The sequence below is a fragment of the Streptomyces sp. NPDC003032 genome, from assembly GCF_053591415.1.
On sequence record NZ_JBSFTT010000006.1, the window covers coordinates 148,047 to 172,046 of the forward strand.

21 protein-coding genes are annotated in these 24,000 nt (G+C 72.7%); 14 read left to right on the plus strand and 7 right to left on the minus strand.

Features of this window, described 5'->3' with window-relative positions; all coding sequences use genetic code 11:
• Positions 1-32 precede the first annotated feature (32 nt).
• The 11 genes from hisI (at position 33) to lgt (ending at position 8,734) form a co-directional block, all read left to right on the plus strand.
• Positions 33-419: a phosphoribosyl-AMP cyclohydrolase gene (gene hisI, locus ACWDZ7_RS10950; RefSeq protein ID WP_399924210.1), complete on the plus strand. Its 387-nt coding sequence runs from the start codon at positions 33-35 to the stop codon at positions 417-419.
• A 10-nt stretch (positions 420-429) separates the two neighbouring features.
• Entirely contained in the window at positions 430-1,932 is a 1,503-nt protein-coding gene (locus tag ACWDZ7_RS10955) for an anthranilate synthase component I (protein WP_451796366.1), read from the plus strand.
• Between the two features lie 7 nt (positions 1,933-1,939).
• Positions 1,940-2,587 (plus strand): TIGR02234 family membrane protein, encoded by a 648-nt coding sequence (locus ACWDZ7_RS10960; RefSeq protein ID WP_451796367.1) that lies wholly within the window; start codon positions 1,940-1,942, stop codon positions 2,585-2,587.
• Between the two features lie 106 nt (positions 2,588-2,693).
• Positions 2,694-2,924: an HGxxPAAW family protein gene (locus ACWDZ7_RS10965; RefSeq protein WP_451796368.1), complete on the plus strand. Its 231-nt coding sequence runs from the start codon at positions 2,694-2,696 to the stop codon at positions 2,922-2,924.
• A 129-nt stretch (positions 2,925-3,053) separates the two neighbouring features.
• Positions 3,054-3,482 (plus strand): DUF2752 domain-containing protein, encoded by a 429-nt coding sequence (locus ACWDZ7_RS10970; protein ID WP_451796369.1) that lies wholly within the window; start codon positions 3,054-3,056, stop codon positions 3,480-3,482.
• A gap of 141 nt (positions 3,483-3,623) precedes the next feature.
• Complete coding sequence (gene trpC / locus ACWDZ7_RS10975) at positions 3,624-4,433, plus strand: indole-3-glycerol phosphate synthase TrpC (protein WP_451796370.1); 810 nt, start codon at positions 3,624-3,626, stop codon at positions 4,431-4,433.
• Positions 4,434-4,443: 10 nt separating this feature from the next.
• On the plus strand, positions 4,444-4,599 hold the full coding sequence (gene trpM / locus ACWDZ7_RS10980; RefSeq protein WP_451796371.1) for a tryptophan biosynthesis modulator TrpM: 156 nt from the start codon (positions 4,444-4,446) through the stop codon (positions 4,597-4,599).
• Positions 4,600-4,741: 142 nt separating this feature from the next.
• On the plus strand, positions 4,742-6,028 hold the full coding sequence (trpB, locus tag ACWDZ7_RS10985) for a tryptophan synthase subunit beta (protein ID WP_451796372.1): 1,287 nt from the start codon (positions 4,742-4,744) through the stop codon (positions 6,026-6,028).
• The gene (gene trpA, locus ACWDZ7_RS10990) at positions 6,025-6,840 is read left to right on the plus strand and encodes a tryptophan synthase subunit alpha (protein WP_451796373.1); all 816 of its coding nucleotides are present in this window, start codon (positions 6,025-6,027) and stop codon (positions 6,838-6,840) included. The genes trpB and trpA overlap by 4 nt, the downstream gene beginning before the upstream one ends.
• Positions 6,841-6,902: 62 nt before the next feature.
• The gene (locus ACWDZ7_RS10995) at positions 6,903-7,718 is read left to right on the plus strand and encodes a DsbA family protein (protein WP_451796374.1); all 816 of its coding nucleotides are present in this window, start codon (positions 6,903-6,905) and stop codon (positions 7,716-7,718) included.
• 50 nt (positions 7,719-7,768) lie between these two features.
• Positions 7,769-8,734 carry a prolipoprotein diacylglyceryl transferase gene (gene lgt / locus ACWDZ7_RS11000; protein ID WP_451796375.1) on the plus strand — a complete coding sequence of 322 codons (966 nt, stop codon included), beginning with the start codon at positions 7,769-7,771 and terminating at the stop codon, positions 8,732-8,734.
• 18 nt (positions 8,735-8,752) lie between these two features.
• On the opposite strand, the gene ACWDZ7_RS11005 is transcribed toward lgt, so the two are convergent.
• The 7 genes from ACWDZ7_RS11005 to ACWDZ7_RS11035 are packed head-to-tail and all read right to left on the minus strand — an operon-like array spanning position 8,753 to position 16,555.
• Positions 8,753-9,595, minus strand: a complete 843-nt coding sequence (locus ACWDZ7_RS11005) for an HpcH/HpaI aldolase/citrate lyase family protein (protein WP_451796376.1) — start codon at positions 9,593-9,595, stop codon at positions 8,753-8,755.
• Positions 9,592-10,833 (minus strand): CaiB/BaiF CoA transferase family protein, encoded by a 1,242-nt coding sequence (locus ACWDZ7_RS11010; protein ID WP_451796377.1) that lies wholly within the window; start codon positions 10,831-10,833, stop codon positions 9,592-9,594. Before ACWDZ7_RS11010 ends, ACWDZ7_RS11005 begins: the two co-directional genes overlap by 4 nt.
• Positions 10,830-11,756: a ribokinase gene (gene rbsK / locus ACWDZ7_RS11015; RefSeq protein ID WP_451796378.1), complete on the minus strand. Its 927-nt coding sequence runs from the start codon at positions 11,754-11,756 to the stop codon at positions 10,830-10,832. Before rbsK ends, ACWDZ7_RS11010 begins: the two co-directional genes overlap by 4 nt.
• Positions 11,753-13,078 (minus strand): ADP-ribosylglycohydrolase family protein, encoded by a 1,326-nt coding sequence (locus ACWDZ7_RS11020; protein WP_451796379.1) that lies wholly within the window; start codon positions 13,076-13,078, stop codon positions 11,753-11,755. Before ACWDZ7_RS11020 ends, rbsK begins: the two co-directional genes overlap by 4 nt.
• A complete protein-coding gene (locus tag ACWDZ7_RS11025; protein ID WP_451796380.1) occupies positions 13,075-14,325 on the minus strand; it encodes an ADP-ribosylglycohydrolase family protein in 1,251 nt (416 codons plus the stop codon). Before ACWDZ7_RS11025 ends, ACWDZ7_RS11020 begins: the two co-directional genes overlap by 4 nt.
• On the minus strand, positions 14,322-15,551 hold the full coding sequence (locus ACWDZ7_RS11030; protein WP_451796381.1) for an ADP-ribosylglycohydrolase family protein: 1,230 nt from the start codon (positions 15,549-15,551) through the stop codon (positions 14,322-14,324). The genes ACWDZ7_RS11025 and ACWDZ7_RS11030 overlap by 4 nt, the downstream gene beginning before the upstream one ends.
• On the minus strand, positions 15,548-16,555 hold the full coding sequence (locus tag ACWDZ7_RS11035; protein ID WP_451796382.1) for an ADP-ribosylglycohydrolase family protein: 1,008 nt from the start codon (positions 16,553-16,555) through the stop codon (positions 15,548-15,550). The genes ACWDZ7_RS11030 and ACWDZ7_RS11035 overlap by 4 nt, the downstream gene beginning before the upstream one ends.
• Before the next feature lie 247 nt (positions 16,556-16,802).
• Between ACWDZ7_RS11035 and ACWDZ7_RS11040 the strand changes: the two genes are divergently transcribed.
• The 3 genes from ACWDZ7_RS11040 (at position 16,803) to ACWDZ7_RS11050 (ending at position 23,863) form a co-directional block, all read left to right on the plus strand.
• Positions 16,803-17,534, plus strand: coding sequence for a VIT1/CCC1 transporter family protein (locus ACWDZ7_RS11040; protein ID WP_451796383.1), 732 nt, complete (start codon positions 16,803-16,805; stop codon positions 17,532-17,534).
• Positions 17,535-17,841: 307 nt separating this feature from the next.
• The gene (gene gltB, locus ACWDZ7_RS11045; protein ID WP_451796384.1) at positions 17,842-22,410 is read left to right on the plus strand and encodes a glutamate synthase large subunit; all 4,569 of its coding nucleotides are present in this window, start codon (positions 17,842-17,844) and stop codon (positions 22,408-22,410) included.
• Positions 22,403-23,863 (plus strand): glutamate synthase subunit beta, encoded by a 1,461-nt coding sequence (locus tag ACWDZ7_RS11050; protein ID WP_451796385.1) that lies wholly within the window; start codon positions 22,403-22,405, stop codon positions 23,861-23,863. Before gltB ends, ACWDZ7_RS11050 begins: the two co-directional genes overlap by 8 nt.
• Positions 23,864-24,000: the final 137 nt, after the last annotated feature.

Genomic DNA, 24,000 nt, shown 5'->3' on the forward strand with positions numbered 1-24,000 from the left:
GGCGGGCGGCCGGATCGCGGCACAATGGGCGCATGACCAGCGTGCCCCCGCCCAGCAGCGGCCTCGACCCGGAGATCGCCGCGCGCCTCAAGCGCAGCGCCGACGGCCTCCTCCCCGCCATCGCCCAGCAGTACGACACCGGTGAGGTGCTCATGCTCGGCTGGATGGACGACGAGGCGCTGCACCGCACCCTCACCACCGGGCGCTGCACCTACTGGTCCCGCAGCCGCCAGGAGTACTGGGTCAAGGGCGACACCTCCGGGCACTTCCAGTACGTCAAGGAAGTCGCCCTGGACTGCGACGCGGACACCGTCCTCGTCCAGGTCGACCAGGTCGGCGCCGCCTGCCACACGGGCACGCGCACCTGCTTCGACTCCGACGTGCTGCCGCTGTCCGGCGAACCGGCACCCGGTCAGTAGGGTCGCTGCCATGGACCTGGAGACCTTCCGCAAGCTCGCGGCCGACCGCCGAGTGATCCCCGTCAGCCGCAAGCTCCTCGCGGACGGCGACACCCCCGTCGGGCTGTACCGCAAGCTCGCCGCCGAACGCCCCGGCACCTTCCTCCTGGAGTCGGCGGAGAACGGCCGTACCTGGTCCCGCTACTCCTTCGTCGGCGTCCGCAGCGCCGCCACCCTCACCGTCCGTGACGGCGAGGCCCACTGGCTGGGCACCCCGCCCGTCGGCGTCCCCACCTCCGGCGACCCGCTCGCCGCGCTGCGCGCCACCGTCGACCTCCTGCACACCCCACGTGACCTGGCCGGCCAGCTGCCGCCCTTCACCGGCGGCATGGTCGGCTACCTCGGCTACGACATCGTGCGCCGCCTGGAGAAGATCGGCCCCGGCGAGCGGGACGACCTGAGACTCCCCGAGCTGACCATGCTGCTCACCAGCGACCTCGCCGTCCTGGACCACTGGGACGGCTCCGTCCTGCTGATCGCCAACGCGATCAACCACAACGACCTGGACACCGGCGTCGACGAGGCGTACGCCGACGCGACCGCCCGGCTCGACGCCATGGAGGCCGACCTCTCGCGCCCCGTCGCCCAGCCCCCGGCCGCCCTCCCGCCCTCCGAGCTGCCGGAGTACACCGCGCTGTGGGGCGGCGAGCAGTACCAGGACGCCGTCGAGGACATCAAGGAGCGCATCCGGGCCGGCGAGGCCTTCCAGGTCGTGCCCTCGCAGCGCTTCGAAACCCCGTGCGACGCAAGCGCGTTGGACGTGTACAGGGTGCTGCGGGCCACCAACCCGTCGCCGTACATGTACCTCCTGCGCCTCGACGGATTCGACGTCGTCGGCTCAAGCCCCGAAGCCCTCGTCAAGGTCGAGGACGGACGCGCCATGGTCCACCCCATCGCCGGCACCCGGCACCGCGGCGCCACCCCGCGGGAGGACCAGGCCCTCGCCGACGAACTCCTCGCCGACCCCAAGGAACGCGCCGAGCACCTGATGCTCGTCGACCTCGGCCGCAACGACCTCGGCCGGGTCTGCGAGCCCGGCTCCGTCGAGGTCGTCGACTTCATGTCCATCGAGAAGTACTCCCACGTCATGCACATCGTCTCGACCGTCACCGGACAGGTCGCCCAGGGCCGCACCGCCTTCGACGTGCTCACCGCCTGCTTCCCCGCAGGCACCCTCTCCGGCGCCCCCAAGCCCCGCGCGATGCAGATCATCGACGAACTGGAACCGTCCCGGCGCGGGCTGTACGGCGGCTGCGTCGGCTACCTCGACTTCGCGGGCGACTCCGACACCGCCATCGCCATCCGCACCGCCCTGCTCCGCGACGGCACGGCGTATGTGCAGGCGGGCGCCGGGGTCGTCGCCGACTCCGACCCCGTCGCCGAGGACACCGAGTGCCGCAACAAGGCCGCCGCCGTGCTCCGCGCCATCCACACGGCCAACCGCCTGCACGCCCCGGGAAGCCGTGAGGGATAGTGGAGAGGTGACTTCCGCTGTACCACCGCCCCGTACCGACGCCCAGCCCGAGACCCGGGAGCAGCGCGGCAGCAGGCGCAGCATCGCCGCCGCGCTGCTCCTCGGCGCCGTCGGCGCGGCCCTCGCCCTGCTCGCCTCCCGCCAGGCCTGGGCCCACGGGACCGCGTCGGTGGCCGGCGGCGACCTGCCCCTGACCGCCAAGGGCAGCGACGTCACGGGCGTGCCCGCGGCCCTCGCGATAGTGGGCCTCGCCGCCCTCGTCGCGGTCTTCGCGGTCCGCCGCACCGGACGCGCCCTGGTCTCCCTGCTGCTCGCGCTCAGCGGCGCCGGCACCGTGGCCGCGGCCCTGCTCGGCGCGGACGACAGCGCCGCGCTCGACGAGAAGGCCGCCACCGCGTCCGGCGACGCCGCCGCCACCATCGGCGACCTCAGCCACACCGGCTGGCCGTACGCCGCGGCCGCCGCGGGCGTCCTGCTCCTGCTCGCCGGGCTCCTCGCACTCACGTACGGCCGCTCGTGGCCCGCGATGTCCGGACGGTACGAACGCGACGGCTCGCCCAGCCCCCGCAGGGCCCGCCGCGCCCCGGACCCCGAACGGCCCGAGGAACTGTGGAAGGCCCTCGACCGCGGCGAGGACCCGACGCGCGAAGCGTGACCCCGCGCTCACCACATACGCGCGGGTACGGGACAATGGCCGCGAGCGTCCGACTCGCGGTGGGCGTCCGACCCACCACCACGAAAACAGCAACGAGGAGCAAGTCATGGCGGGCAGCAGCCACGGACACACCCCGGCCGCCTGGACCGGTGTCATCATCGCCTTCATCGGTTTCTGCGTCGCGGGTGCCTTCATGGTGATGGCCAACGTGCCCGGGTTCTGGGCCGGCATGGCGATCATCGCGATCGGCGGCGTCGTGGGCGTCGCCATGCGCGCCGCGGGCCTCGGCCAGAACAAGCCCCGCCCGCAGCGCGAGGCCGCACACTCCGAGAGCTGACGCGCACCGTACGGTTCGCCGTAGAGAATTCGCCGTACCAGAAGAGGCGGTCCCGGCAGCAGCCGGAGCCGCCTCCTTCCGCGTGCGCCCACCGGGCGTCGTCCCCCCCGCGCGGGGCAGAATGCACGGGTGACCGCCGAGACCGCCCGGAAGGGCACGCCCGCCATCCTGGCCCGTCTGGCCGTGCCGACCGGTGCGCTCGCCGCCGTCGCCGGGGCCTTCGCGTACGTCGGCGCCGTCGACCCGAACGAGCCCGGCCACTACCCCGCCTGCCCGCTCCTGCGCCTCACCGGCGTCCACTGCCCCGGCTGCGGCGGCCTGCGCAGCGCCCACGCCTTCGTCCACGGCGACCTCGCCGCGGCCCTCGGCGCCAACGCGCTCGCCGTCATCGGATACGGCCTCTTCGCGGCGGTGTGGGCCGTCTGGGTGGTCAAGGCGGTGCGCGGGCGGCCGTTGCGGATCGCGTTGGGCACGGCGCGACTGTGGGGCGTCGGCGTGCTGGTCGCGGTCTTCACCCTCGTACGCAATCTGCCGTTCGGGGCCTGGCTGCACCCCTGAACGCGGAGGCCGCACGGGTGGTGAATGTCCAGGTCGTGGGATGGGCGTCAACCGGATGCGGGGCCTTCGCCCTGCTGCGGATACCATCGCAGTGACCAGCTTGAACGTCAGCTTCAACCGTCAGGGAAGGGGACCGCTCGCGTGAGTGTGCTCGACGAGATCATCGACGGAGTCCGTGCCGACCTCGCGGAGCGGCAGGCGCGCGTCAGCCTCGACGAGCTCAAGGAACGCGCGGCCAAGGCTCCCGCGGCCAAGGACGGCGTGGCCGCCCTGCGTGGCGACGGCGTGAAGGTCATCTGTGAGGTCAAGCGCTCCAGCCCCTCCAAGGGCGCGCTCGCCGCGATCGCCGACCCCGCCGGGCTCGCCGCCGACTACGAGGCGGGCGGCGCCTCCGTCATCTCCGTGCTCACCGAGGAGCGCCGCTTCGGCGGCTCGCTCGCCGACCTGGAGGCCGTCCGCGCCAAGGTCGACATCCCGGTCCTGCGCAAGGACTTCATCGTCACCTCGTACCAGCTGTGGGAGGCGCGGGCGTACGGCGCCGACCTCGCCCTGCTGATCGTGGCCGCCCTGGACCAGCCCGCCCTGGAGTCCCTCATCGAGCGCGCCCAGTCGATCGGCCTCACGCCGATCGTCGAGGTGCACGACGAGGACGAGGCCGAGCGCGCCGTGGACGCGGGCGCCCGCGTCATCGGCGTCAACGCCCGCGACCTCAAGACCCTCAAGGTCGACCGCACCGTGTTCGAGCGGATCGCCCCCGAGCTGCCGGACAGCGTCGTCAAGATCGCCGAGTCCGGTGTGCGCGGCCCGCACGACCTGATCGCGTACGCCAACGCGGGCGCCGACGCGGTGCTCGTGGGCGAGTCCCTGGTGACCGGCCGCGACCCGAAGGCCGCGGTCTCCGACCTGGTCGCCGCGGGCACGCACCCGGCCCTCCGGCACGGACGGAGCTGACCCCACCGCCATGCCTATCGCCGCCCGCCTCGCCCCCGGCTGCCGCCCCCGCGGCTGCCGGGCGCCCGCGCGGCGCGTGCGGGGCAGGCGGGTGCGGTACCACATCGGTTCGGAACCGGGCCAGATCCCCGGGATGCGATGGCGACGGCGCTTGAGCGCCGCCTGAGCTGAAGCGCCCCTGAAAGGGGCGCGGGGAACTGCGCGACCAGCCCGATAGGGGCCGCGGTCGCGCCGAGACCTTGATCGGCCACGGCGCCAAGGCGTGTTTTCGACAGACGTCAGCCCAGCGCCCCAGCGAGGTATCAGCCATGCCCAGCCAGTTCTTCATCCCGGACCCCGAGGGCCAAGTACCCAGCACCGAAGGCTACTTCGGCGCCTTCGGCGGAAAATTCATCCCGGAGGCCCTCGTCGCCGCCGTGGACGAGGTCGCCGTCGAGTACGACAAGGCGAAGAGCGACCCCGCCTTCGCCGCCGAGCTGGACGACCTGCTCGTCCACTACACGGGAAGGCCCAGCAGCCTCACCGAGGTGCCCCGCTTCGCGGAACACGCCGGCGGCGCCCGCGTCTTCCTCAAGCGCGAGGACCTGAACCACACCGGCTCGCACAAGATCAACAACGTGCTCGGCCAGGCCCTGCTCACCAAGCGCATGGGCAAGACCCGCGTCATCGCGGAGACCGGCGCCGGCCAGCACGGCGTCGCCACGGCCACCGCGTGCGCGCTCTTCGGCCTCGAATGCACCATCTACATGGGTGAGATCGACACCGAGCGCCAGGCCCTGAACGTGGCCCGCATGCGCATGCTCGGCGCCGAGGTCATCGCCGTGAAGTCCGGCAGCCGCACCCTCAAGGACGCCATCAACGAGGCGTTCCGCGACTGGGTCGCCAACGTCGACCGCACTCACTACCTCTTCGGGACCGTCGCCGGACCGCACCCGTTCCCCGCCATGGTCCGCGACTTCCACCGCGTCATCGGCGTCGAGGCCAGGCGGCAGATCCTGGAGCGCGCCGGACGGCTGCCCGACGCCGCCGTCGCCTGCGTCGGCGGCGGCTCCAACGCCATCGGCCTCTTCCACGCCTTCATCCCCGACGCGGACGTACGCCTCATCGGCTGCGAGCCCGCCGGGCACGGCGTCGAGACCGGCGAGCACGCGGCCACGCTGACGGCGGGCGAGCCGGGCATCCTGCACGGCTCCCGCAGTTACGTCCTCCAGGACGAGGAGGGCCAGATCACCGAGCCCTACTCGATCTCGGCCGGACTCGACTACCCCGGCATCGGCCCCGAGCACGCCTACCTCAAGGACAGTGGCCGCGGCGAGTACCGCGCGGTCACCGACGACGCCGCCATGCGGGCCCTGCGGCTCCTCTCCCGCACCGAGGGCATCATCCCGGCCATCGAGAGCGCCCACGCGCTCGCCGGGGCGCTCGACGTCGGCAAGGAGCTGGGCAAGGACGGGCTGATCGTCATCAACCTCTCCGGGCGCGGCGACAAGGACATGGACACGGCCGCGCGCTACTTCGGCCTGTACGACACGGACGCCGCCGTCGAGGCGGACGCGTCCGCCACCGGCGCGGAGATCAAGGGGGACGCCAAGTGAGCGGCAACAAGCAGCTGTTGGACGACACCCTCGCGGCCGCCAAGGCTGAGGGGCGTTCGGCGCTCATCGCGTACCTGCCCGCCGGTTTCCCCACCGTCGACGGCGGCATCGCGGCGGTCAAGGCGGCCTTCGACGGCGGCGCGGACGTGGTCGAGGTCGGTCTGCCGCACAGCGACCCGGTGCTCGACGGCCCGGTCATCCAGACGGCCGACGACATCGCCCTGCGCGGCGGCCTCAAGATCCGCGACGTGATGCGGACCGTCCGCGAGGCCCATGAGGCGACCGGCAAGCCGGTGCTCATCATGACGTACTGGAACCCGATCGACCGCTACGGCGTGGAACGCTTCACCGCCGAGCTGGCCGAGGCGGGCGGCGCCGGGTGCATCCTGCCCGACCTGCCCGTGCAGGAGTCCGAGCTGTGGCGCGAGCACGCCGCGAAGCACGGCCTCGCCACGGTGTTCGTGGTCGCGCCGAGCAGCAAGGACGAGCGGCTCGCCACGATCACGGCGGCGGGCTCCGGCTTCGTGTACGCGGCGTCGCTGATGGGCGTCACCGGCACCCGCGAGTCCGTCGGAGAGCAGGCGCGGGACCTGGTGCGGCGCACCAAGGCCACCACCGACCTGCCGGTCTGCGTCGGCCTCGGCGTCTCCAACGCCCGCCAGGCCGCCGAGGTCGCGGGCTTCGCCGACGGCGTGATCGTCGGCTCCGCCTTCGTGCAGCGGATGCTGGACGCGCCGGACGAGGCCGCCGGGCTCGCCGCCGTACGCGCGCTCGCCGGTGAGCTGGCCGACGGGGTTCGCGGCAAGGCGTAACTCGTACGGGTGGACCTGGACCGGGGAGGCACGCTCGTGCCTCCCCGGTTCGTTGGCGGAGTGTGAGTGAGAAGAACCGTGAGGGAAAGCGTTCGGCCCGCGAGCGGCTGGCGGAGGAGCGAGAGCGGCAGAAGGGCCGCGACAAGCGGCGCCGGGCGCTGATCGTGGGCGCCGCGGTGGTCGGCGTCCTCGGCCTCGCCACCGTGGTGGGACTGCTCGCCGCCAAGTCCGGCGACGACAAGAGCGACACCTCGGGCCCGGTGGCCGTCCCGGAGGGGGCGAACGGCAAGGACCGGCTGTCGCTCCCGCTCGGCAAGGACAGCGCCAAGTCGACCCTCACCATCTGGGAGGACTTCCGCTGCCCCGCCTGCAAGCAGTTCGAGGACACCTACCGCACGGTGATCAACGAACTCGCCGGCAAGGGCCTGCTGAAGGTCGAGTACCACCTGGCGACCCTCATCGACGGGAACATGGGCGGCAGCGGCTCCCTGCGCGCGGCCAACGCGGCGGCGTGCGCCCAGGACGCCGGAAAGTTCCCGCCGTACCACGACGTGCTCTTCAAGAACCAGCCTCCGGAGACCGAGGACGCGTACAGCAAGAACAGCAGGCTGATCGAGCTGGCCGCAGAGGTCGACGGCCTCGACACGGACTCCTTCAAGAAGTGCGTCGAGGACGGTACGCACGACAGCTGGGTCGCCAAGTCGAACAAGGCCTTCCAGGACGCGAAGCTCCAGGGCACCCCGACCGTGCTGCTCGACGGCAAGAGCATCTTCGGGGACGAGAAGAACCCACTGACCCCGCAGAAGCTGAAGCAGCGGGTGGAGAACGCCGACAAGGGCCGCAGTCCGCAGCCGGGGGCGCCCGTTATGGACCCGTAGCCGGGCTGGTTGCCGCCCCCGCCGCCCGGCACGGTAGCGTCGGACCTGCCATGGACCTTGCCTTCATTCCCAGTCCCTCGCGCGGTGTGGTCGAACTCGGACCCATTCCGCTGCGCGGCTACGCGTTCTGCATCATCATCGGCGTCTTCGTGGCCGTCTGGCTCGGCAACAAGCGGTGGATCGCCCGCGGGGGCCGGCCCGGCACCGTGGCCGACATCGCCGTGTGGGCCGTTCCGTTCGGCCTCGTCGGCGGGCGCCTCTACCACGTGATCACGGACTACCAGCTGTACTTCAGCGAGGGCCGTGACTGGGTGGACGCCTTCAAGATCTGGGAGGGCGGCCTCGGTATCTGGGGCGCGATCGCGCTCGGTGCGGTCGGCGCGTGGATCGGCTGCCGCCGCCGGGGCATCCCGCTGCCGGCCTGGGCCGACGCGCTGGCCCCCGGCATCGCCCTCGCCCAGGCCATCGGCCGCTGGGGCAACTGGTTCAACCAGGAGCTGTACGGCAAGCCCACGGATCTCCCCTGGGCGCTGAAGATCACCTCGGCGGAGGACGGCCGGATCCCCGGCACGTACCACCCGACCTTCCTGTACGAGTCCCTGTGGTGCGTCGGCGTCGCCGTCCTCGTCATCTGGGCCGACCGCCGCTTCAAGCTCGGGCACGGGCGGGCGTTCGCGCTGTACGTCGCGTCGTACTGCGCCGGGCGCGGCTGGATCGAGTACATGCGGGTCGACGACGCGCACCACGTCCTCGGTCTGCGCCTGAACGTGTGGACCGCGATCGTGGTCTTCCTGCTGGCGGTGGTCTACCTCGTGGTGTCGGCGAGGACCCGCCCCGGGCGGGAGGAGACCGTGGAGCCGGGTGCCTCCGGCGAGGGTGACAGTGACGGTACCTCTGTGGAGCTTTTGAAGGCTGACGGCAAGACCTCGTCCTCGGAGGACGCCACCAAGGACGCCACCAAGAACGCCACCAAGGACGAGGTCAAGGACGATGCCAAGCCCGCCGAGAAGGGCTGAGGCTTAGGCCGCAGGCGCTCAGCGCAGGCGTCGCGCCAAGGCCAGGACCCTTTCCGCGCCCTCCACCACCGCCCTGTCGACGAAGCGGCCGTCGGGGAGGGCCAGGGCGCCCTCGTCCGTCGACGCCGCCTTGGTGATCTCCTCCGCCCGTTCGATCTCCTCAGGAGTGGGGAGGTAGGCCTGTTCGATCACGGGGAGCTGGCGGGGGTGGATCGCCGCGCGGCCGAGGAAGCCGAGGACGCGCCCCCGGGCGCAGGACGCGGCCAGGCCCTCGAGGTCGCGGATGTCCGGGTGGACCGACTGGCTGGGCGGGGCGAGGCCCGCCGCCCGGGCGGCCACCACCACGCGGGAGCGCGCCCAGTCCAGGCCCGCGTCCTCGCGTACGCCGAGGTCGGCGCGGAGGTCCGCCTCGCCGAGGGAGAGGCCGCGCAGCGCCGGGTGCGCGGTGGCGATGGCGAAGGCGTGTTCCAGGCCGAGCGCCGACTCGACGAGGGCGTGCAGGGTGGGGGAGCCGCCGTCGGCGGGGGCCGCGCGTTCCGCGACGTGGATGACGTCGGCGCGGGAGGTGACCTTGGGCAGGCGCAGCCCCGCCACGCCGGGGAGCGGCGCGATCGCGTGGAGATCGGCGTCGGCGAGCGGGCTGCCCAGGGCGTTCACGCGGACATGGACGGGTACGGGGTGCGCATGCGGCGCCGCGAGGAGTTCCGCCGTCGCCGCTCTCGCGTACTCCTTGCGGTCGGGGGCGACCGCGTCCTCCAGGTCGACGATCACCGCGTCGGCGCCCGCGTGGAGGGCCTTGGCCACCACCTCGGGCCGGTCGCCGGGGACGTAGAGCCAGGTCAGGGGGGAGCAGGTGGTCATAGGGCGCCTTCCTTGCGGAGGCGGGCGATCTCCCTCTCCGACAGGCCGAGTTCGGTGAGGACCGCGTCGGTGTCCGCGCCGTGCGGACGGCCCGCCCAGCTGATCGCGCCCGGGGTCTCGGAGAGGCGGAAGAGCACGTTCTGCATGCGCAGCGGGCCGAGTTCCGGGTCGTCGACCGTGGTGAGCGTGGACAGCGCCTCGTACTGAGGGTCCGTCATGACGTCGCGCACGTCCTGGATGGGGGCGACCGCCGCCTCCGCCTTCTCGAAGGCCTCGATCACCTCGGTGCGGGTGTGGCGGGCGATCCAGCCGCCGACCGCCTCGTCGAGGACGTCGGCGTGCCGGGCCCGCTCCGCGCCCGAGGCGAACCACGGCTCCGCGATCAGCTCCGGGCGGCCGACCAGGCGCATCAGGCGTTCCGCGATCGACTGGGCGGAGGTGGAGACCGCGACCCAGCCGCCGTCCGCGGTGCGGTAGGTGTTGCGGGGCGCGTTGTTCGCGGAGCGGTTGCCGGTGCGGGGCTGGACGTGGCCCAGCTGGTCGTACCAGAGGGGCTGGGGGCCGAGGACCGTGAGGATCGGCTCGATGATCGCCATGTCGACCACCTGCCCGCGGCCCGTGCGTTCACGTGCCGTGAGGGCCGTCATCACCGCGTACGCCGTCGCCAGCCCGGCGATGGAGTCCGCGAGGCCGAAGGGCGGGAGCGTCGGGGGCCCGTCCGGGTCGCCGGTGATCGCGGCGAAACCGCTCATCGCCTCGGCGAGCGTGCCGAAGCCGGGGCGGCGGGCGTACGGGCCGAACTGGCCGAAGCCCGTGACGCGGGCCAGCACCAGGCGGGGGTTGGCCCCGCTCAGCTCCTCCCAGCCGAGGTCCCACTTCTCCAGGGTGCCGGGGCGGAAGTTCTCGACGATCACGTCGGCGGTGGCGGCGAGGCGCAGGAGCGTGTCGCGGCCGCCGGGCGTGGACAGGTCCAGGGTCGTCGTGCGCTTGTTGCGGCCGAGCAGCTTCCACCAGAGGCCGACGCCGTCCTTCGACGGGCCGTGGCCGCGGGAGGGGTCGGGGCGGGTCGGGTGCTCGACCTTGATGACCTCGGCGCCGAAGTCGCCGAGCATCGTGGCGGCGAGGGGCCCGGCGAAGAGGGTGGCCAGGTCGAGGACGCGCAGGCCGGTGAGGGGCGGGGCGGGGGCGGGGCCGGTGGACGGTGTCGCGGTCGGGGGTGTCGTGGTCGGGGGTGTCATGAGGGGCTGCCGTTCGTCGCGTCGTTCGCCTGGGTGTCGATCTCTTTGCGGTACGGCATGGAGGCGGATGCCCCGGGGCGCTGTACGGAGAGCGCGGCCGCCGAGGACGCCCAGGTGAGCGCGTCCGGCACGGACCTGCCCTCGGCGAGCGCCACGGCGAGGGTCCCCGCGAAGGTGTCGCCCGCGCCGGTCGTGTCGACCGCCGTGACCCGCGGGGCGGGGACCGTGACCGGTTCGGCGCCGCGCGCCGCGTACAGGCTGCCGCGCGACCCGAGAGTGATGACGATCTCGGGGACCCGGGCGAGGAGCGAGCGGGCGGCGGCCCGCGGGTCGTCCGTGATGCCGGTGAGCGTGGCGGCCTCGTGTTCGTTGGGCAGCAACAGGTCGGTGGCGGCGAGGAGTTCGTCGGGCAGGTGCTGTGCGGGGGCCGGGGTCAGGACGGTGCGGACGCCGTGCCGGCGGGCGGCGCGCGCGGCGGCGACGACTCCCTTGACCGGGATCTCCAGCTGGAGCAGCAGGGCGTTGGCGGAGGCGATCAGGGCCTCGTCGCCGGGGGTGAGTCCCTTGACGGTGCCGTTGGCGCCGGGGACGACGACGATCGCGTTGCCGCCCTCGTCGTCGACGACGATGTGCGCGGTGCCGGTCGGTGTCTCGACGGTGCGCAGCAGGTCCGTGTCGACTCCGGAGTGTTCGAGGGAGGAGCGGAGCTGCGCGCCGAAGGTGTCGGAGCCGACCGCGCCGATCATCGAGACGGTGGCTCCGGCGCGGGCCGCCGCGACGGCCTGGTTGGCGCCCTTGCCGCCGGGGACCGTGCGGAACTCGCGGCCCGTCACGGTCTCACCGCGCCGGGGGGCCTTGGCGACGTACGCGACGAGGTCCATGTTGGCGCTGCCGAGGATGGCGATGTGGGGCGTCGGGGTCATGAGCGGTGTGCCTCCCGGGCGGTGAGTTCTGCGAGGGTGTCGAAGCCGATGCCGTCGAGGTCGCCCACGGACGTGGCGAGCCGGTTCTTGAGCGGTGCCGTCCAGCGGGCGGGGAGCGCGTCCGGGTGGCCCGCGAGGAGGCCCGCGATGGAACCCGCGGTCGCGCCGTTCGAGTCGGTGTCCCAGCCGCCGGAGACGGCGCGGGTGATGGAGCCGGTGAAGTCCCCGTCGGCGTGGGTGAGGGCGGCGGCGAGGAGGGCGGAGTTGGGGACGACGTGGACCCAGTGGTGGGTGGCGGCGTAGGTGGCGTGCAGACGGTCCACGACGTCGTCGAAGTCGTGTGCGCCGGCGGCGAGTCGGACGCTGTCACGGACGGCCTTGGCGAGGCGGGAGTCCGGGGGTACGGCGGCCAGGCCGGTGCGGAGGCAGTGGTGGACGTCCGCGCCGCCGGTCGCCGCTTCGGCGATGGCGGCCGCCACGAACACGGCGCCGTGGACGCCGTCCGCCGTATGGGTCAACACCGCGTCGCGCCATGCCTGTTCGGCCGCCGCCCCGGGGGCGCCGGGGTTGGTCCAGCCGTGGATGTCGGCCCGGATCAGTGCGCCGATCCACTCGCGGAAGGGGTTGCGGTGGGTGGCGGTGAGCGGGGGTTCGATGCCCTGGAGGAGGTTGCGGTAGGCGACGCGTTCGGCGGTGAAGGTGCGGCCCGCGGGCAGCTCGTCCAGCCAGAGCCTTGCCACGTCCGCGGTGGTGAAGGACTTTCCGTGGCGCTGGAGGAGGACGAGGTTCAGGAGGGGGTAGTTGAGGTCGTCGTCCTCGGGCATGCCGTCGATGTTCTCGGCGAGGGAGGTCGCCGCGGAGCGCCTGTTCCACGGGTACCTCTCCTTGAGGGCGGGCGGGAGGCCCCGCTCCGTGAACCAGGTGGTGAGCGGCCAGTTCCCGGTCGCCTTGGCGAGGCCGCGGATGCCGTCGAGCGGGAGCTTCTCGACCGGTTTGCCGAGGAGGCAACCCACGGCTCTGCCGAGCCAGGCGGCGTGGAGCCGCTCGCGGAGGTCGCCGGGGGCGGCCACCGCGGGCCCCGGCGCGGGCGGGGGCGGCGGCTCCGCCGGGGCGGGCGCCAGCTCGTCCAGGAGCTGTTCGGCCAGCGCGCGGAGGCGGGGCGGGGCCGGGGCCGGGGAGGCGCCGGCGCGCGGGGGCGCCAGGTGACCGCCCGCCGCGAGCCAGCGGGCACGGACCGAGGAGACGTCACGTCCCTCGTGCTCGGCCTGGTGGAGTTCGTGTCCGATCAGATCCTCCGGCTGGACCCAGCTGAGGCGGATCATGGGGCGGCCATGGTGGTGTCAGAGGCGTGCGAGGCTGCCATGGAGTACGTGGCCGTCAATGCCCTGAAGGCCGACTCGTGGGCGCGGCGGCGGGTGACGTCCCGGGCGAAGATCTCCTCGGCGACCTCCGTGAGGGCCGTCGCCGGGGCGCGCAGGTCGAGGCGGCTCGCCTTGGACACCGTCCTGGCCCATTCGTCCGGGATCGCGGCCTCCCCGCGCAGCGCGCCCACGATCGCGCCGCTCATCGTCGCGATGGAGTCGCAGTCACGGCCGTAGTTGACCGAGCCGAGGACCGTACGGCGGTAGTCGGCCTCGCCGACCAGGAGCATGCCGAGGGCCACCGGCAGCTCCTCGATGGCGTGCAGCCGGGAGGGCCGGCGGGCGCCCAGGGACGGGGCGCGGTAGTCGGGGCCGACCGTGTCGAAGGGGGCGACGGCGGCGCGGATGGAGGCCATGACCGTCTCGAAACCCCGGTCCCGGTCCCCGCCCCGGTGGCGCGCAGCCACCTCCGCCACCGCCTCGATCGCCGCGCGCGTACCGTCCTTCGCCAGGGCGAGGCACGTCTCGACCACCGACTCCGCCGTGGCGCCGGGCGCGCACGCCGCCGCCACCGCCGCCGCGAAGACGCCCGCCGCCTCGCGGCCGTACGAGGACTGGTGGGCGCCCGCGATGTCGAGGGCCTCGGCGTACGCGGCTTCCGGATGGGCGGCGTTGACCAGGCCGACCGGCGCCATGTACATCGCGGCGCCGCAGTTGACGATGTTGCCGACGCCCGCCTCGCGCGGGTCGACGTGGCCGTAGTGGAGGCGGGCGACGAGCCACTTCTCGGCGAGGAAGATCCGGTGGAGGGGGAGGGCCTCGGCCTCCAGCTCCGGGATCCAGCGGGGCGTCGTCATCAGGTCGGGTACGAGGTGGTCGGCGACGGTGTAGGCGTCGAGGTGGTCGCGGACGGTGCCGTAGACCCGTACGAGCGCGTGCGTCAGCAAGGTGTCGTCGGTGACGTGGCCGTCGCCCTTGTGGTATGGCGCGATGGGGCGGGCGGTGCGCCAGCGGTCGCCGTTCCAGGGGCCGACGATGCCCTGGACGCGGCCGCCGTGCCGCTCGGCGATCTGCTCGGGCGCGTACCCCTCGACGGGTCCGCCGAGGGCGTCGCCGACGGCCGCGCCGACGAGGCTGCCGGTGATGCGGTCCGCCAGGCCGACCGCGCCGGTGCCTACCGTGCCAGGTGTGGGCTTCATGCGCTTCATGTCCGGAATTGTCCACCCGGGACGGCCAGTTCTGTGTGTGCCAGGTGCCCGGCGAGTTCCACCAGATCGGTGCCGGCGAGGCGGGGGAGCGTACAGCCGGAGAGGGTCCGGCAGGCCTGGCGCCAGGCCTCGGGGATCGCCGCCGCCGTGCCGAACGCGCCGGTCAGCGCCCCGGCGAGGGCGGGCGCCGAGTCCGCGACGCGGGACAGGCACGCGGCGGCGGGCACGGCCTCGCGGATGCGGCCGCGCGCGGCGGTGGCCAGGGCGAGGGCCACCGGGACGGTCTCGGCGGCGGCGATGCCGTAGCTGTACACGTGGTCGACGATCTGATGTTCAAGGAGCGGTACGAGGTCGAAGGCGCGCTCGGCGTCGTGGGCCAGCTTCACGGCGTGGTGGGCGTTGCGGCCGATCTCCGTGTCCTCGGGGAGCTGGGCGAGGGCGGCGTCCACCGCCTGGTCGACGCCGGCCCCACCGAGGGCCGCCGCGATCGCCGCGGCCATCGCACGGGCGCCGTGGGTGCCGTCGCCGTCCTGGGTGTAACGGGCGTCGAACTCCGCGAGAGCGGCGGCCTGTTCGGGGTCACCGGGGTGGACGAGGGCGAGCACGCAGGCGCGTACGCAGGCGGCGTCGTCGAAGAAGTGCGGGTTGTCGTGGCCGGTGGCGGGCGGGCGCAGGCCCGCGGCGAGGTTGCCGAGGCCCGCGCGGACGGAGATGCGGGCGCGCAGCGGCAGGACCGCGGACTCCACCTCGGGGGCGCGGGCCGCGGCGGCGGCGACCTCGGCGGCCAGCGTCGACCAGGCGAGGTCGAGCGCCGCGCGGACCCGGCGGTCCGGGGGCAGCCCGGGGTCCAGGGTGCCGTCCGCCGCGCGGAGCAGGGACTCGGCGGTGAAGGCGGCCCATTCGGCGTCGTCGGAGGGGCCGAGCCGCAGGGGCTCGGGGGGCTGGTTCAGGGCGATGGGGACGGGCAGGGTGGTTGTCGCGTTCTGCTCGGCGAAGGTGTCCAGCTCCCGGGTGAGGCGCCGGGTCCACTCGGGCATCCGGCTGGCCCTGTGCCGGGCGGCGGGCCATCCGGCGGCGTCCCCTGCGGCGAGGCCCAGCAGCAGCCCTTCGATGCGGGGGGCTTGGGCGGGGTCTTCGTTCCGCGGCCCTTGAGCTGAGCCTTCGTATACGTCCCGTGGTTCGGAACCGGGCGCAGCGGAGACAGCGGCGGGCTTGTCGACGCTCACGGCGCCTCCCCGTCAGGGATCAGCAGCTCCGCCACGTCCAGCACGTGATGCCCCCGCATGGACGGCAGGCAGCTCCCCCGGGCGGGCCCGATGGCCAGGGCCCAGGGCTCGGGAATCGAAGAGACGCCACACGTGGCGCCCGCCAACGCCCCCGCCACCGCCGCGGTGGTATCCGCGTCCCGCCCCATGTTCACCGCCGAGAGCACCGCGCAGCGAAAGTCGCCCCGCGCCGCCGCGTACGCCCCGAAGGCGAGCCCCACCGCCTCCGGTGCGAGGTCCGTCCACGGATAGCCGCCGATGACCACCGCGGAGCGGACCGCGCGCTCGCCGCGATGGGCGACCGCGACGGCCCGCCGCAGCGAGCGGGACGTCCAGCAGTCGTCCGGGATGACGGAGAGAGCCGCCGTCACGACGGCGTCCACCCGCGCTCCCGCCATCGCCGCCGCGACCCCCGCCGCGACCGCCTGCCCGCCGTAGATGCCCTCGCCGTCATGGCTGACGGAGCCGTCGACGGCGATCAGCCGGGCCGCCTCGGCGGGCCGTCCCGAGGCGAAGACGCCGAAGGGCGCGGCCCGCATCGCCAGGCCGTCGCTCCAGGCGTGCCGGTGCTGGGCCGAGATGGGTGCGGCAAGACCGCGGCGCAGGTTCTCCAGCGTGCCGCGCTCGCTGAAGCCGGCGCCCCGGAACGGGCCCTCGTCCAGGTCGGCGATCCACTGGTGCCAGGCGGCCTCGACGTGCGCGACGGTCAGCGCCGAGCCGTGCCGGGCGAGCAGCAGCCCCGAGAAGATCGCGTACTCGGTGTCGTCCGTGCCCGCCGGATGTTCGGTGACGTATCCGGTGATGCGGCCCCAACGGGCCCGGATCTCGGACGGTTTCATGTTCTCCGCGGGTGCGCCGAGCGCGTCGCCGACCGCCAGGCCGAGCAGCGCGCCGCGCGCCCGTTCGCGGAGGTCCGCGGCGTCGCCGGGCGCCGGGACCGAGGGAACGCATGCGATGGATGCCATGCCGTGCCTCCCTGTTGCGCGGACCGCTGGACGCGGTGCTTGATGCATCCCTGCCACGTGGGGCGCTCACACGAGCATGCCGGGGCTCAGATCACCCCTTCGCGCCTCCGGCGGACCGGTTCGAGAGAGGCCCTCGCGAGGCCCCGCCGAGGCGCGTTTTCGCAGGTAAGTACGGCCTTCCTTGCTGGCGGGAGATTTTTTTCGGGCGTACTTTCGACAGCGTCCAAGCACTGAGGGGGTCCACACCATGGCGATCATCGAGACCGAAGCGACGCTGCACGAGGCGCACCGCGACAACCACACCCACCGTGATGTCAACGGCGGCTGGCTGCGTCCGGCCGTCTTCGGCGCGATGGACGGACTCGTGTCCAACCTGGCGCTGATGACGGGCGTCGCCGGCGGCTCGGTCGCGCAGGAGACCATCGTCATCACCGGCCTCGCGGGGCTCGCCGCGGGCGCCTTCTCCATGGCGGCGGGCGAGTACACCTCCGTCGCCTCGCAGCGCGAGCTGGTCCAGGCCGAACTGGACGTGGAGCGGCGGGAGTTGCGCAAGCACCCCAAGGACGAGGAGCGGGAGCTCGCCGAGCTGTACGAGTCGCGCGGCGTCGAGCCGGGGCTGGCCCGCGAGGTCGCCCGTCAGCTCTCCAAGGACCCCGAGCAGGCCCTGGAGATCCACGCCCGCGAGGAGCTCGGCATCGACCCGGGCGACCTGCCCTCGCCGACCGTCGCCGCGGTGTCGTCCTTCGGCTCGTTCGCGCTGGGCGCCCTGCTCCCCGTACTGCCGTACCTGCTCGGTGCCACCGTGCTGTGGCCCGCGCTGCTGCTCGCGATGATCGGGCTCTTCGTCTGCGGCGCGGTGGTCGCCAAGGTGACCGCGCGGTCCTGGTGGTTCAGCGGTCTGCGGCAGCTCGCGCTCGGCGGGGCGGCGGCGGGTGTGACGTACGCCCTGGGCAGCCTGTTCGGAACGGCCGTAGGATGAGGCGGTGCAGGTCTATGCGAGACCTTGCATAAGTAGTCGTTACTCGGCGGTTTCGAACCCTTGGACAGGGGGCATGAGCCGTAAGCGCTGCGGGCAATGAGGCCTGTGTCGCGCCGGGCCTTCGGTCATGGATCTGCCCGCAGGGGTCCCCTCCGTACCGCTCCCCACTCCGCGAGCGGTGTCCACATAGTGGAATGAGCTATCCGCTTTTCGAGAAGCGTTCCATCATGTAACCTGCACGAAATTTCGCCAGGGCCAACGTCGTCCCTTGCCATTTGTAGTTGCCTCGACGACGACGGGAGTGCCGATGCGTACCCACGCCTGGTCGCCCATGGACGGTCGCCCCGCCCCCCAGGGGATGTACGACCCCCGTAACGAACACGACGCCTGCGGTGTCGGGTTCGTGGCCACCCTGACCGGTGTTGCCAGCCACGAGCTGGTCGAACAGGCGCTGACGGTACTGCGCAACCTCGAACACCGCGGCGCCACCGGCTCCGAGCCCGACTCGGGCGACGGCGCCGGCATCCTGCTCCAGGTCCCGGACGCGTTCCTGCGCGAGGTGGCCGGATTCCAGCTGCCCGCGGCCGGCGCCTACGCCGTCGGCATCGCCTTCCTGCCCGTCGACACCGCCGGCACCACCGACGCGGCCGTCTCACAGATCGAGACGATCGCCTCCGAGGAGGGCCTGACCGTCCTCGGCTGGCGCGACGTCCCCGTCGCCCCCGAGCTGCTCGGCGCCACCGCGCGCTCGACGATGCCGGTCTTCCGGCAGATCTTCGTCGCCGACGGCGAGCACACCGGCCTTGAGCTGGACCGCAAGGCGTTCCTGCTGCGCAAGCGCGCCGAGCGTGAGGCCGCGACGTACTTCCCCTCGCTCTCCGCCCGCACCATCGTCTACAAGGGCATGCTGACCACCGGCCAGCTGGAGCCGTTCTTCCCCGACCTGTCCGACCGCCGCTTCGCCACGGCCGTCGCGCTCGTCCACTCCCGCTTCTCGACGAACACCTTCCCGAGCTGGCCGCTCGCGCACCCCTACCGCTTCGTCGCGCACAACGGCGAGATCAACACGGTCAAGGGCAACCGCAACTGGATGCGCGCCCGTGAGTCCCAGCTCGCCTCCCACCTCTTCGGAGCGGAGAAGCTGGACCGGATCTTCCCGATCTGTACGCCCGACGCCTCCGACTCCGCGTCCTTCGACGAGGTCCTCGAACTCCTCCACCTCGGCGGACGCTCCCTGCCGCACTCCGTGCTGATGATGATCCCGGAGGCCTGGGAGAACCACGCCTCCATGGACCCGGCCCGGCGCGCCTTCTACCAGTACCACTCCACGCAGATGGAGCCCTGGGACGGCCCGGCCTGCGTCACCTTCACCGACGGCACGCAGGTGGGCGCGGTCCTCGACCGCAACGGTCTGCGCCCGGGCCGCTACTGGGTCACCGACGACGGCCTCGTCGTCCTCGGCTCCGAGGTCGGAGTCCTCGACATCGACCCGGCGAAGGTCGTCCGCAAGGGCCGCCTCCAGCCCGGCAGGATGTTCCTCGTCGACACCGCCGAGCACCGCATCGTCGAGGACGACGAGATCAAGGCCGCCCTCGCCGCCGAGGCCCCGTACCAGGAGTGGCTGGAGACCGGCGAGATCGAGCTCTCCGACCTGCCCGAGCGCGAGCACATCGTGCACACGCACGCCTCCGTCACGCGCCGCCAGCAGACCTTCGGCTACACCGAGGAAGAGCTGCGGATCATCCTCGCGCCGATGGCCAAGACCGGCGGCGAGCCGCTCGGCTCCATGGGCACGGACACGCCGATCGCGGCCCTGTCCGAGCGCCCGCGCCTCATCTTCGACTACTTCACGCAGCTGTTCGCGCAGGTCACCAACCCGCCGCTGGACGCCATCCGCGAAGAGCTGGTCACCTCGCTGCGCAGCAGCCTGGGCCCCCAGGGCAACCTCCTTGAGCCGACCGCCGCGTCCTGCCGCAGTGTCACCCTGCCCTTCCCGGTGATCGACAACGACGAGCTGGCCAAGCTCATCCACATCAACGCCGACGGCGACATGCCCGGCATGAAGGCCGCGACCCTCTCCGGCCTCTACCGCGTCAGCGACGGCGGCGACGCGCTCGCAGCCCGCATCGACGAGATCTGCGCCGAGGCCGACGCCGCCATCGAGGCCGGCGCGCGTCTGATCGTGCTCTCCGACCGGCACTCCGACGCCGAGCACGCGCCGATTCCCTCGCTGCTGCTCACCTCGGCCGTCCACCATCACCTCATCCGCACCAAGCAGCGCACCCAGGTGGGCCTGCTCGTCGAGGCGGGCGACGTCCGCGAGGTCCACCACGTGGCCCTCCTCATCGGCTACGGCGCCGCGGCCGTCAACCCGTACCTGGCGATGGAGTCCGTCGAGGACCTCGTCCGCGCGGGCACCTTCCTGCCCGGCATCGAAGCCGAGCAGGCCATCCGCAACCTGATCTACGCGCTGGGCAAGGGCGTACTGAAGGTCATGTCCAAGATGGGCATCTCGACCGTCGCCTCCTACCGGGGCGCCCAGGTCTTCGAGGCCATCGGTCTCGACGCGGCCTTCGTCGAGCGGTACTTCAGCGGTACGACGACGAAGATCGGCGGCGCCGGTCTCGACGTCATCGCCCAGGAGGTCGCCGCCCGGCACGCCAAGGCCTACCCGGCCTCCGGCGTCCCCTCCGCGCACCGCGCCCTCGACATCGGCGGCGAGTACCAGTGGCGCCGCGAGGGCGAGCCGCACCTGTTCGACCCCGACACGGTCTTCCGCCTCCAGCACTCCACGCGCAGCCGCCGCTACGACATCTTCAAGCAGTACACGGGCCGCGTGAACGAGCAGTCCGAGCGGCTCATGACGCTGCGCGGCCTGTTCGGCTTCAAGAGCGGGCGGCAAGCGATCTCCATCGACGAGGTCGAGCCCGCCTCCGAGATCGTCAAGCGCTTCTCCACCGGCGCCATGTCGTACGGCTCGATCTCCCGCGAGGCGCACGAGACCCTCGCCATCGCCATGAACCAGCTGGGCGGCAAGTCCAACACCGGTGAGGGCGGCGAGGACCCGGACCGCCTCTACGACCCGGCCCGCCGCTCCGCCATCAAGCAGGTCGCCTCCGGCCGCTTCGGCGTGACCTCCGAGTACCTGGTCAACGCCGACGACATCCAGATCAAGATGGCGCAGGGCGCCAAGCCCGGCGAGGGCGGCCAGCTGCCCGGCCACAAGGTCTACCCGTGGGTCGCCAGGACGCGTCACTCGACGCCCGGCGTCGGCCTCATCTCGCCGCCGCCGCACCACGACATCTACTCCATCGAAGACCTCGCCCAGCTCATCCACGACCTCAAGAACGCCAACCCGACGGCCCGCATCCACGTGAAGCTGGTCTCCGAGGTCGGCGTCGGCACGGTCGCCGCGGGCGTCTCCAAGGCCCACGCGGACGTCGTCCTCATCTCCGGCCACGACGGCGGCACCGGCGCCTCCCCGCTGACCTCGCTCAAGCACGCGGGCGGCCCCTGGGAGCTGGGCCTCGCCGAGACCCAGCAGACGCTGCTGCTCAACGGCCTGCGCGACCGCATCGTCGTCCAGACCGACGGCCAGCTGAAGACCGGCCGCGACGTGATCATCGCCGCGCTGCTCGGCGCCGAGGAGTTCGGTTTCGCGACCGCGCCGCTCGTCGTCTCCGGCTGCGTCATGATGCGCGTCTGCCACCTGGACACCTGCCCGGTGGGCATCGCCACGCAGAACCCGGCGCTGCGCGAGCGCTTCTCCGGCAAGGCCGAGTACGTCGTGAACTTCTTCGAGTTCATCGCCGAGGAGGTCCGCGAGATCCTCGCCGAGCTGGGCTTCCGCTCCATCGAGGAGGCCGTCGGCCACGCCGAGCTGCTCGACACGGAGAAGGCCGTCAAGCACTGGAAGGCGCAGGGCCTCGACCTGGAGCCGCTCTTCCACGTGCCCGCGCTGCCGTCCGGCGCCGTGCGCCACCAGATCACCACGCAGGACCACGGCCTGGAGAAGGCGCTCGACAACGAGCTGATCAAGCTCGCCGCCGACGCGCTCGCCGCGCCCAGCGCGACGGACGCCCACCCGGTCCGCGCGCAGGTCGCCATCCGCAACATCAACCGCACGGTCGGCACCATGCTCGGCCACGAGGTGACGAAGAAGTTCGGCGGGGCGGGGCTGCCCGACGACACCATCGACATCACCTTCACCGGCTCCGCGGGCCAGTCGTTCGGCGCGTTCGTGCCGCGCGGTGTCACGCTGCGCCTCGAAGGCGACGCCAACGACTACGTCGGCAAGGGCCTGTCCGGCGGCCGTATCGTCGTACGTCCGGACCGGGGCGCCGACCACCTCGCCGAGTACTCGACGATCGCGGGCAACACCATCGCGTACGGCGCGACCGGCGGCGAGCTGTTCCTGCGCGGCCGCACCGGCGAGCGCTTCTGCGTCCGCAACTCCGGCGCGACCGTCGTCTCCGAGGGCGTGGGCGACCACGGCTGCGAGTACATGACCGGCGGCCACGCGGTGATCCTCGGCGAGACCGGGCGCAACTTCGCGGCAGGCATGTCGGGCGGCGTCGCGTACGTCATCGACCTGGACCGCGACAACGTGAACGCGGGCAACCAGGGCGCGATCGAGGAGCTGTCCGACTCCGACAAGCAGTGGCTGCACGACGTCGTGCGCCGCCACGCGGAGGAGACAGGCTCGACGGTCGCCGAGAAGCTCCTCGCCGAGTGGCCGGTGTCGGTGGACCGCTTCAGCAAGATCATCCCCACCACGTACAAGGCAGTGCTCGCCGCCAAGGACGCCGCCGAGCGAGCCGGTCTCTCCGAGACCGAGATCACCGAGAAGATGATGGAGGCGGCGACCAATGGCTGATCCCAAGGGCTTTCTCAACCACGGCCGCGAGGTCGCGCAGACCCGCCCGGTCGGCGAGCGCGTCCGCGACTGGAACGAGGTCTACGTTCCCGGTTCGCTCCTCCCGATCATCTCCAAGCAGGCCTCGCGCTGCATGGACTGCGGCATCCCGTTCTGCCACAACGGCTGTCCGCTCGGGAACCTCATCCCGGAGTGGAACGACTACGCGTACCGCGAGGACTGGTCGGCCGCGCAGGAGCGGCTGCACGCCACGAACAACTTCCCGGAGTTCACGGGCCGCCTGTGCCCGGCCCCGTGCGAGTCGGCGTGCGTGCTCGGCATCAACCAGCCCGCCGTCACCATCAAGAACGTCGAGGTCTCGATCATCGACCAGGCGTGGGACCGCGGCGATGTCGCGCCCCAGGCCCCGGAGCGGCTCTCCGGCAAGACGGTCGCGGTCATCGGCTCCGGCCCGGCGGGCCTGGCCGCCGCCCAGCAGCTGACGCGCGCCGGTCACACGGTCGCCGTCTACGAGCGCGCCGACCGCATCGGCGGCCTGCTGCGCTACGGCATCCCCGAGTTCAAGATGGAGAAGCGGCACATCAACCGCCGTATCGAGCAGATGCGGGCGGAAGGCACGAAGTTCCGTACGGGCGTGGAGATCGGTCGGGACATCGACGCGATGAAGCTGCGCAAGCGGTACGACGCCGTGGTCATCGCCGCCGGCGCCACCATCTCCCGCGACCTGCCCGTCCCGGGCCGCGACCTGAACGGCATCCACTTCGCGATGGAGTACCTGCCGCTCGCCAACAAGGTGCAGGAGGGCGACTTCGTGGCGCCCCCCATCACCGCCGAGGGCAAGCACGTCGTCGTCATCGGCGGCGGCGACACGGGCGCGGACTGCGTGGGCACGGCCCACCGCCAGGGCGCGGCCTCGGTCACCCAGCTGGAGATCATGCCGAAGCCGGGCGAGGACCGCGCGCCGCACCAGCCGTGGCCGACGTTCCCCATGCTGTACAAGGTGACCTCCGCGCACGAGGAGGGCGGCGAGCGGGTCTACTCCGTCTCGACCACGCACTTCGAGGGCGACGAGGACGGCAACGTCCAGTTCCTGCACCTCGTCGAGGTCGAGTTCATCGACGGCAAGCTGACCCAGAAGCCGGGCACCGAGCGCAGGATCCCCGCGCAGCTGGTCACCCTCGCGATGGGCTTCACGGGCACGGACCGCGGGAACGGCCTGGTCGACCAGTTCGCCCTGGACCTCGACGAGCGCGGCAACGTGGCCCGCGACGCCGACTTCCAGACCAACGTCCCCGGCGTCTTCGTCGCCGGCGACGCGGGCCGCGGCCAGTCGCTCATCGTCTGGGCGATCGCGGAGGGCCGCTCGGCGGCGCGCGGAGTGGACCGCTTCCTCACCGGCGCGAGCGACCTCCCGGCCCCGATCCGCCCCACGGACCGCTCCCTGACGGTCTAGCCCCACCCCCTCCACACGTCCCGTACAACGGCGTACGGAACTGAGCGGCGCCCGCCTCGTCCCCGACCGGACCTGGGCGGGCGCCGTGGCGTGTGCTGGGCGGGGGCCTTGGGCGTGCCTTGCTCAGCCGAGGTGCG

Coding starts and splice junctions, on each gene's coding strand:
- lgt (WP_451796375.1), top strand. CDS start 7,769: ATGGACCTTGCCTTCATTCCCAGTCCCTCGCGCGGTGTGGTCGAACTC.
- trpM (WP_451796371.1), top strand. CDS start 4,444: ATGCCTATCGCCGCCCGCCTCGCCCCCGGCTGCCGCCCCCGCGGCTGC.
- ACWDZ7_RS11010 (WP_451796377.1), bottom strand. CDS start 10,833: ATGACACCCCCGACCACGACACCCCCGACCGCGACACCGTCCACCGGC.
- rbsK (WP_451796378.1), bottom strand. CDS start 11,756: ATGACCCCGACGCCCCACATCGCCATCCTCGGCAGCGCCAACATGGAC.
- ACWDZ7_RS10955 (WP_451796366.1), top strand. CDS start 430: ATGGACCTGGAGACCTTCCGCAAGCTCGCGGCCGACCGCCGAGTGATC.
- gltB (WP_451796384.1), top strand. CDS start 17,842: ATGCGTACCCACGCCTGGTCGCCCATGGACGGTCGCCCCGCCCCCCAG.
- ACWDZ7_RS11025 (WP_451796380.1), bottom strand. CDS start 14,325: ATGAAGCGCATGAAGCCCACACCTGGCACGGTAGGCACCGGCGCGGTC.
- ACWDZ7_RS11050 (WP_451796385.1), top strand. CDS start 22,403: ATGGCTGATCCCAAGGGCTTTCTCAACCACGGCCGCGAGGTCGCGCAG.
- ACWDZ7_RS11020 (WP_451796379.1), bottom strand. CDS start 13,078: ATGATCCGCCTCAGCTGGGTCCAGCCGGAGGATCTGATCGGACACGAA.
- hisI (WP_399924210.1), top strand. CDS start 33: ATGACCAGCGTGCCCCCGCCCAGCAGCGGCCTCGACCCGGAGATCGCC.
- ACWDZ7_RS11035 (WP_451796382.1), bottom strand. CDS start 16,555: ATGGCATCCATCGCATGCGTTCCCTCGGTCCCGGCGCCCGGCGACGCC.
- ACWDZ7_RS11040 (WP_451796383.1), top strand. CDS start 16,803: ATGGCGATCATCGAGACCGAAGCGACGCTGCACGAGGCGCACCGCGAC.
- ACWDZ7_RS10965 (WP_451796368.1), top strand. CDS start 2,694: ATGGCGGGCAGCAGCCACGGACACACCCCGGCCGCCTGGACCGGTGTC.
- trpB (WP_451796372.1), top strand. CDS start 4,742: ATGCCCAGCCAGTTCTTCATCCCGGACCCCGAGGGCCAAGTACCCAGC.
- ACWDZ7_RS11005 (WP_451796376.1), bottom strand. CDS start 9,595: ATGACCACCTGCTCCCCCCTGACCTGGCTCTACGTCCCCGGCGACCGG.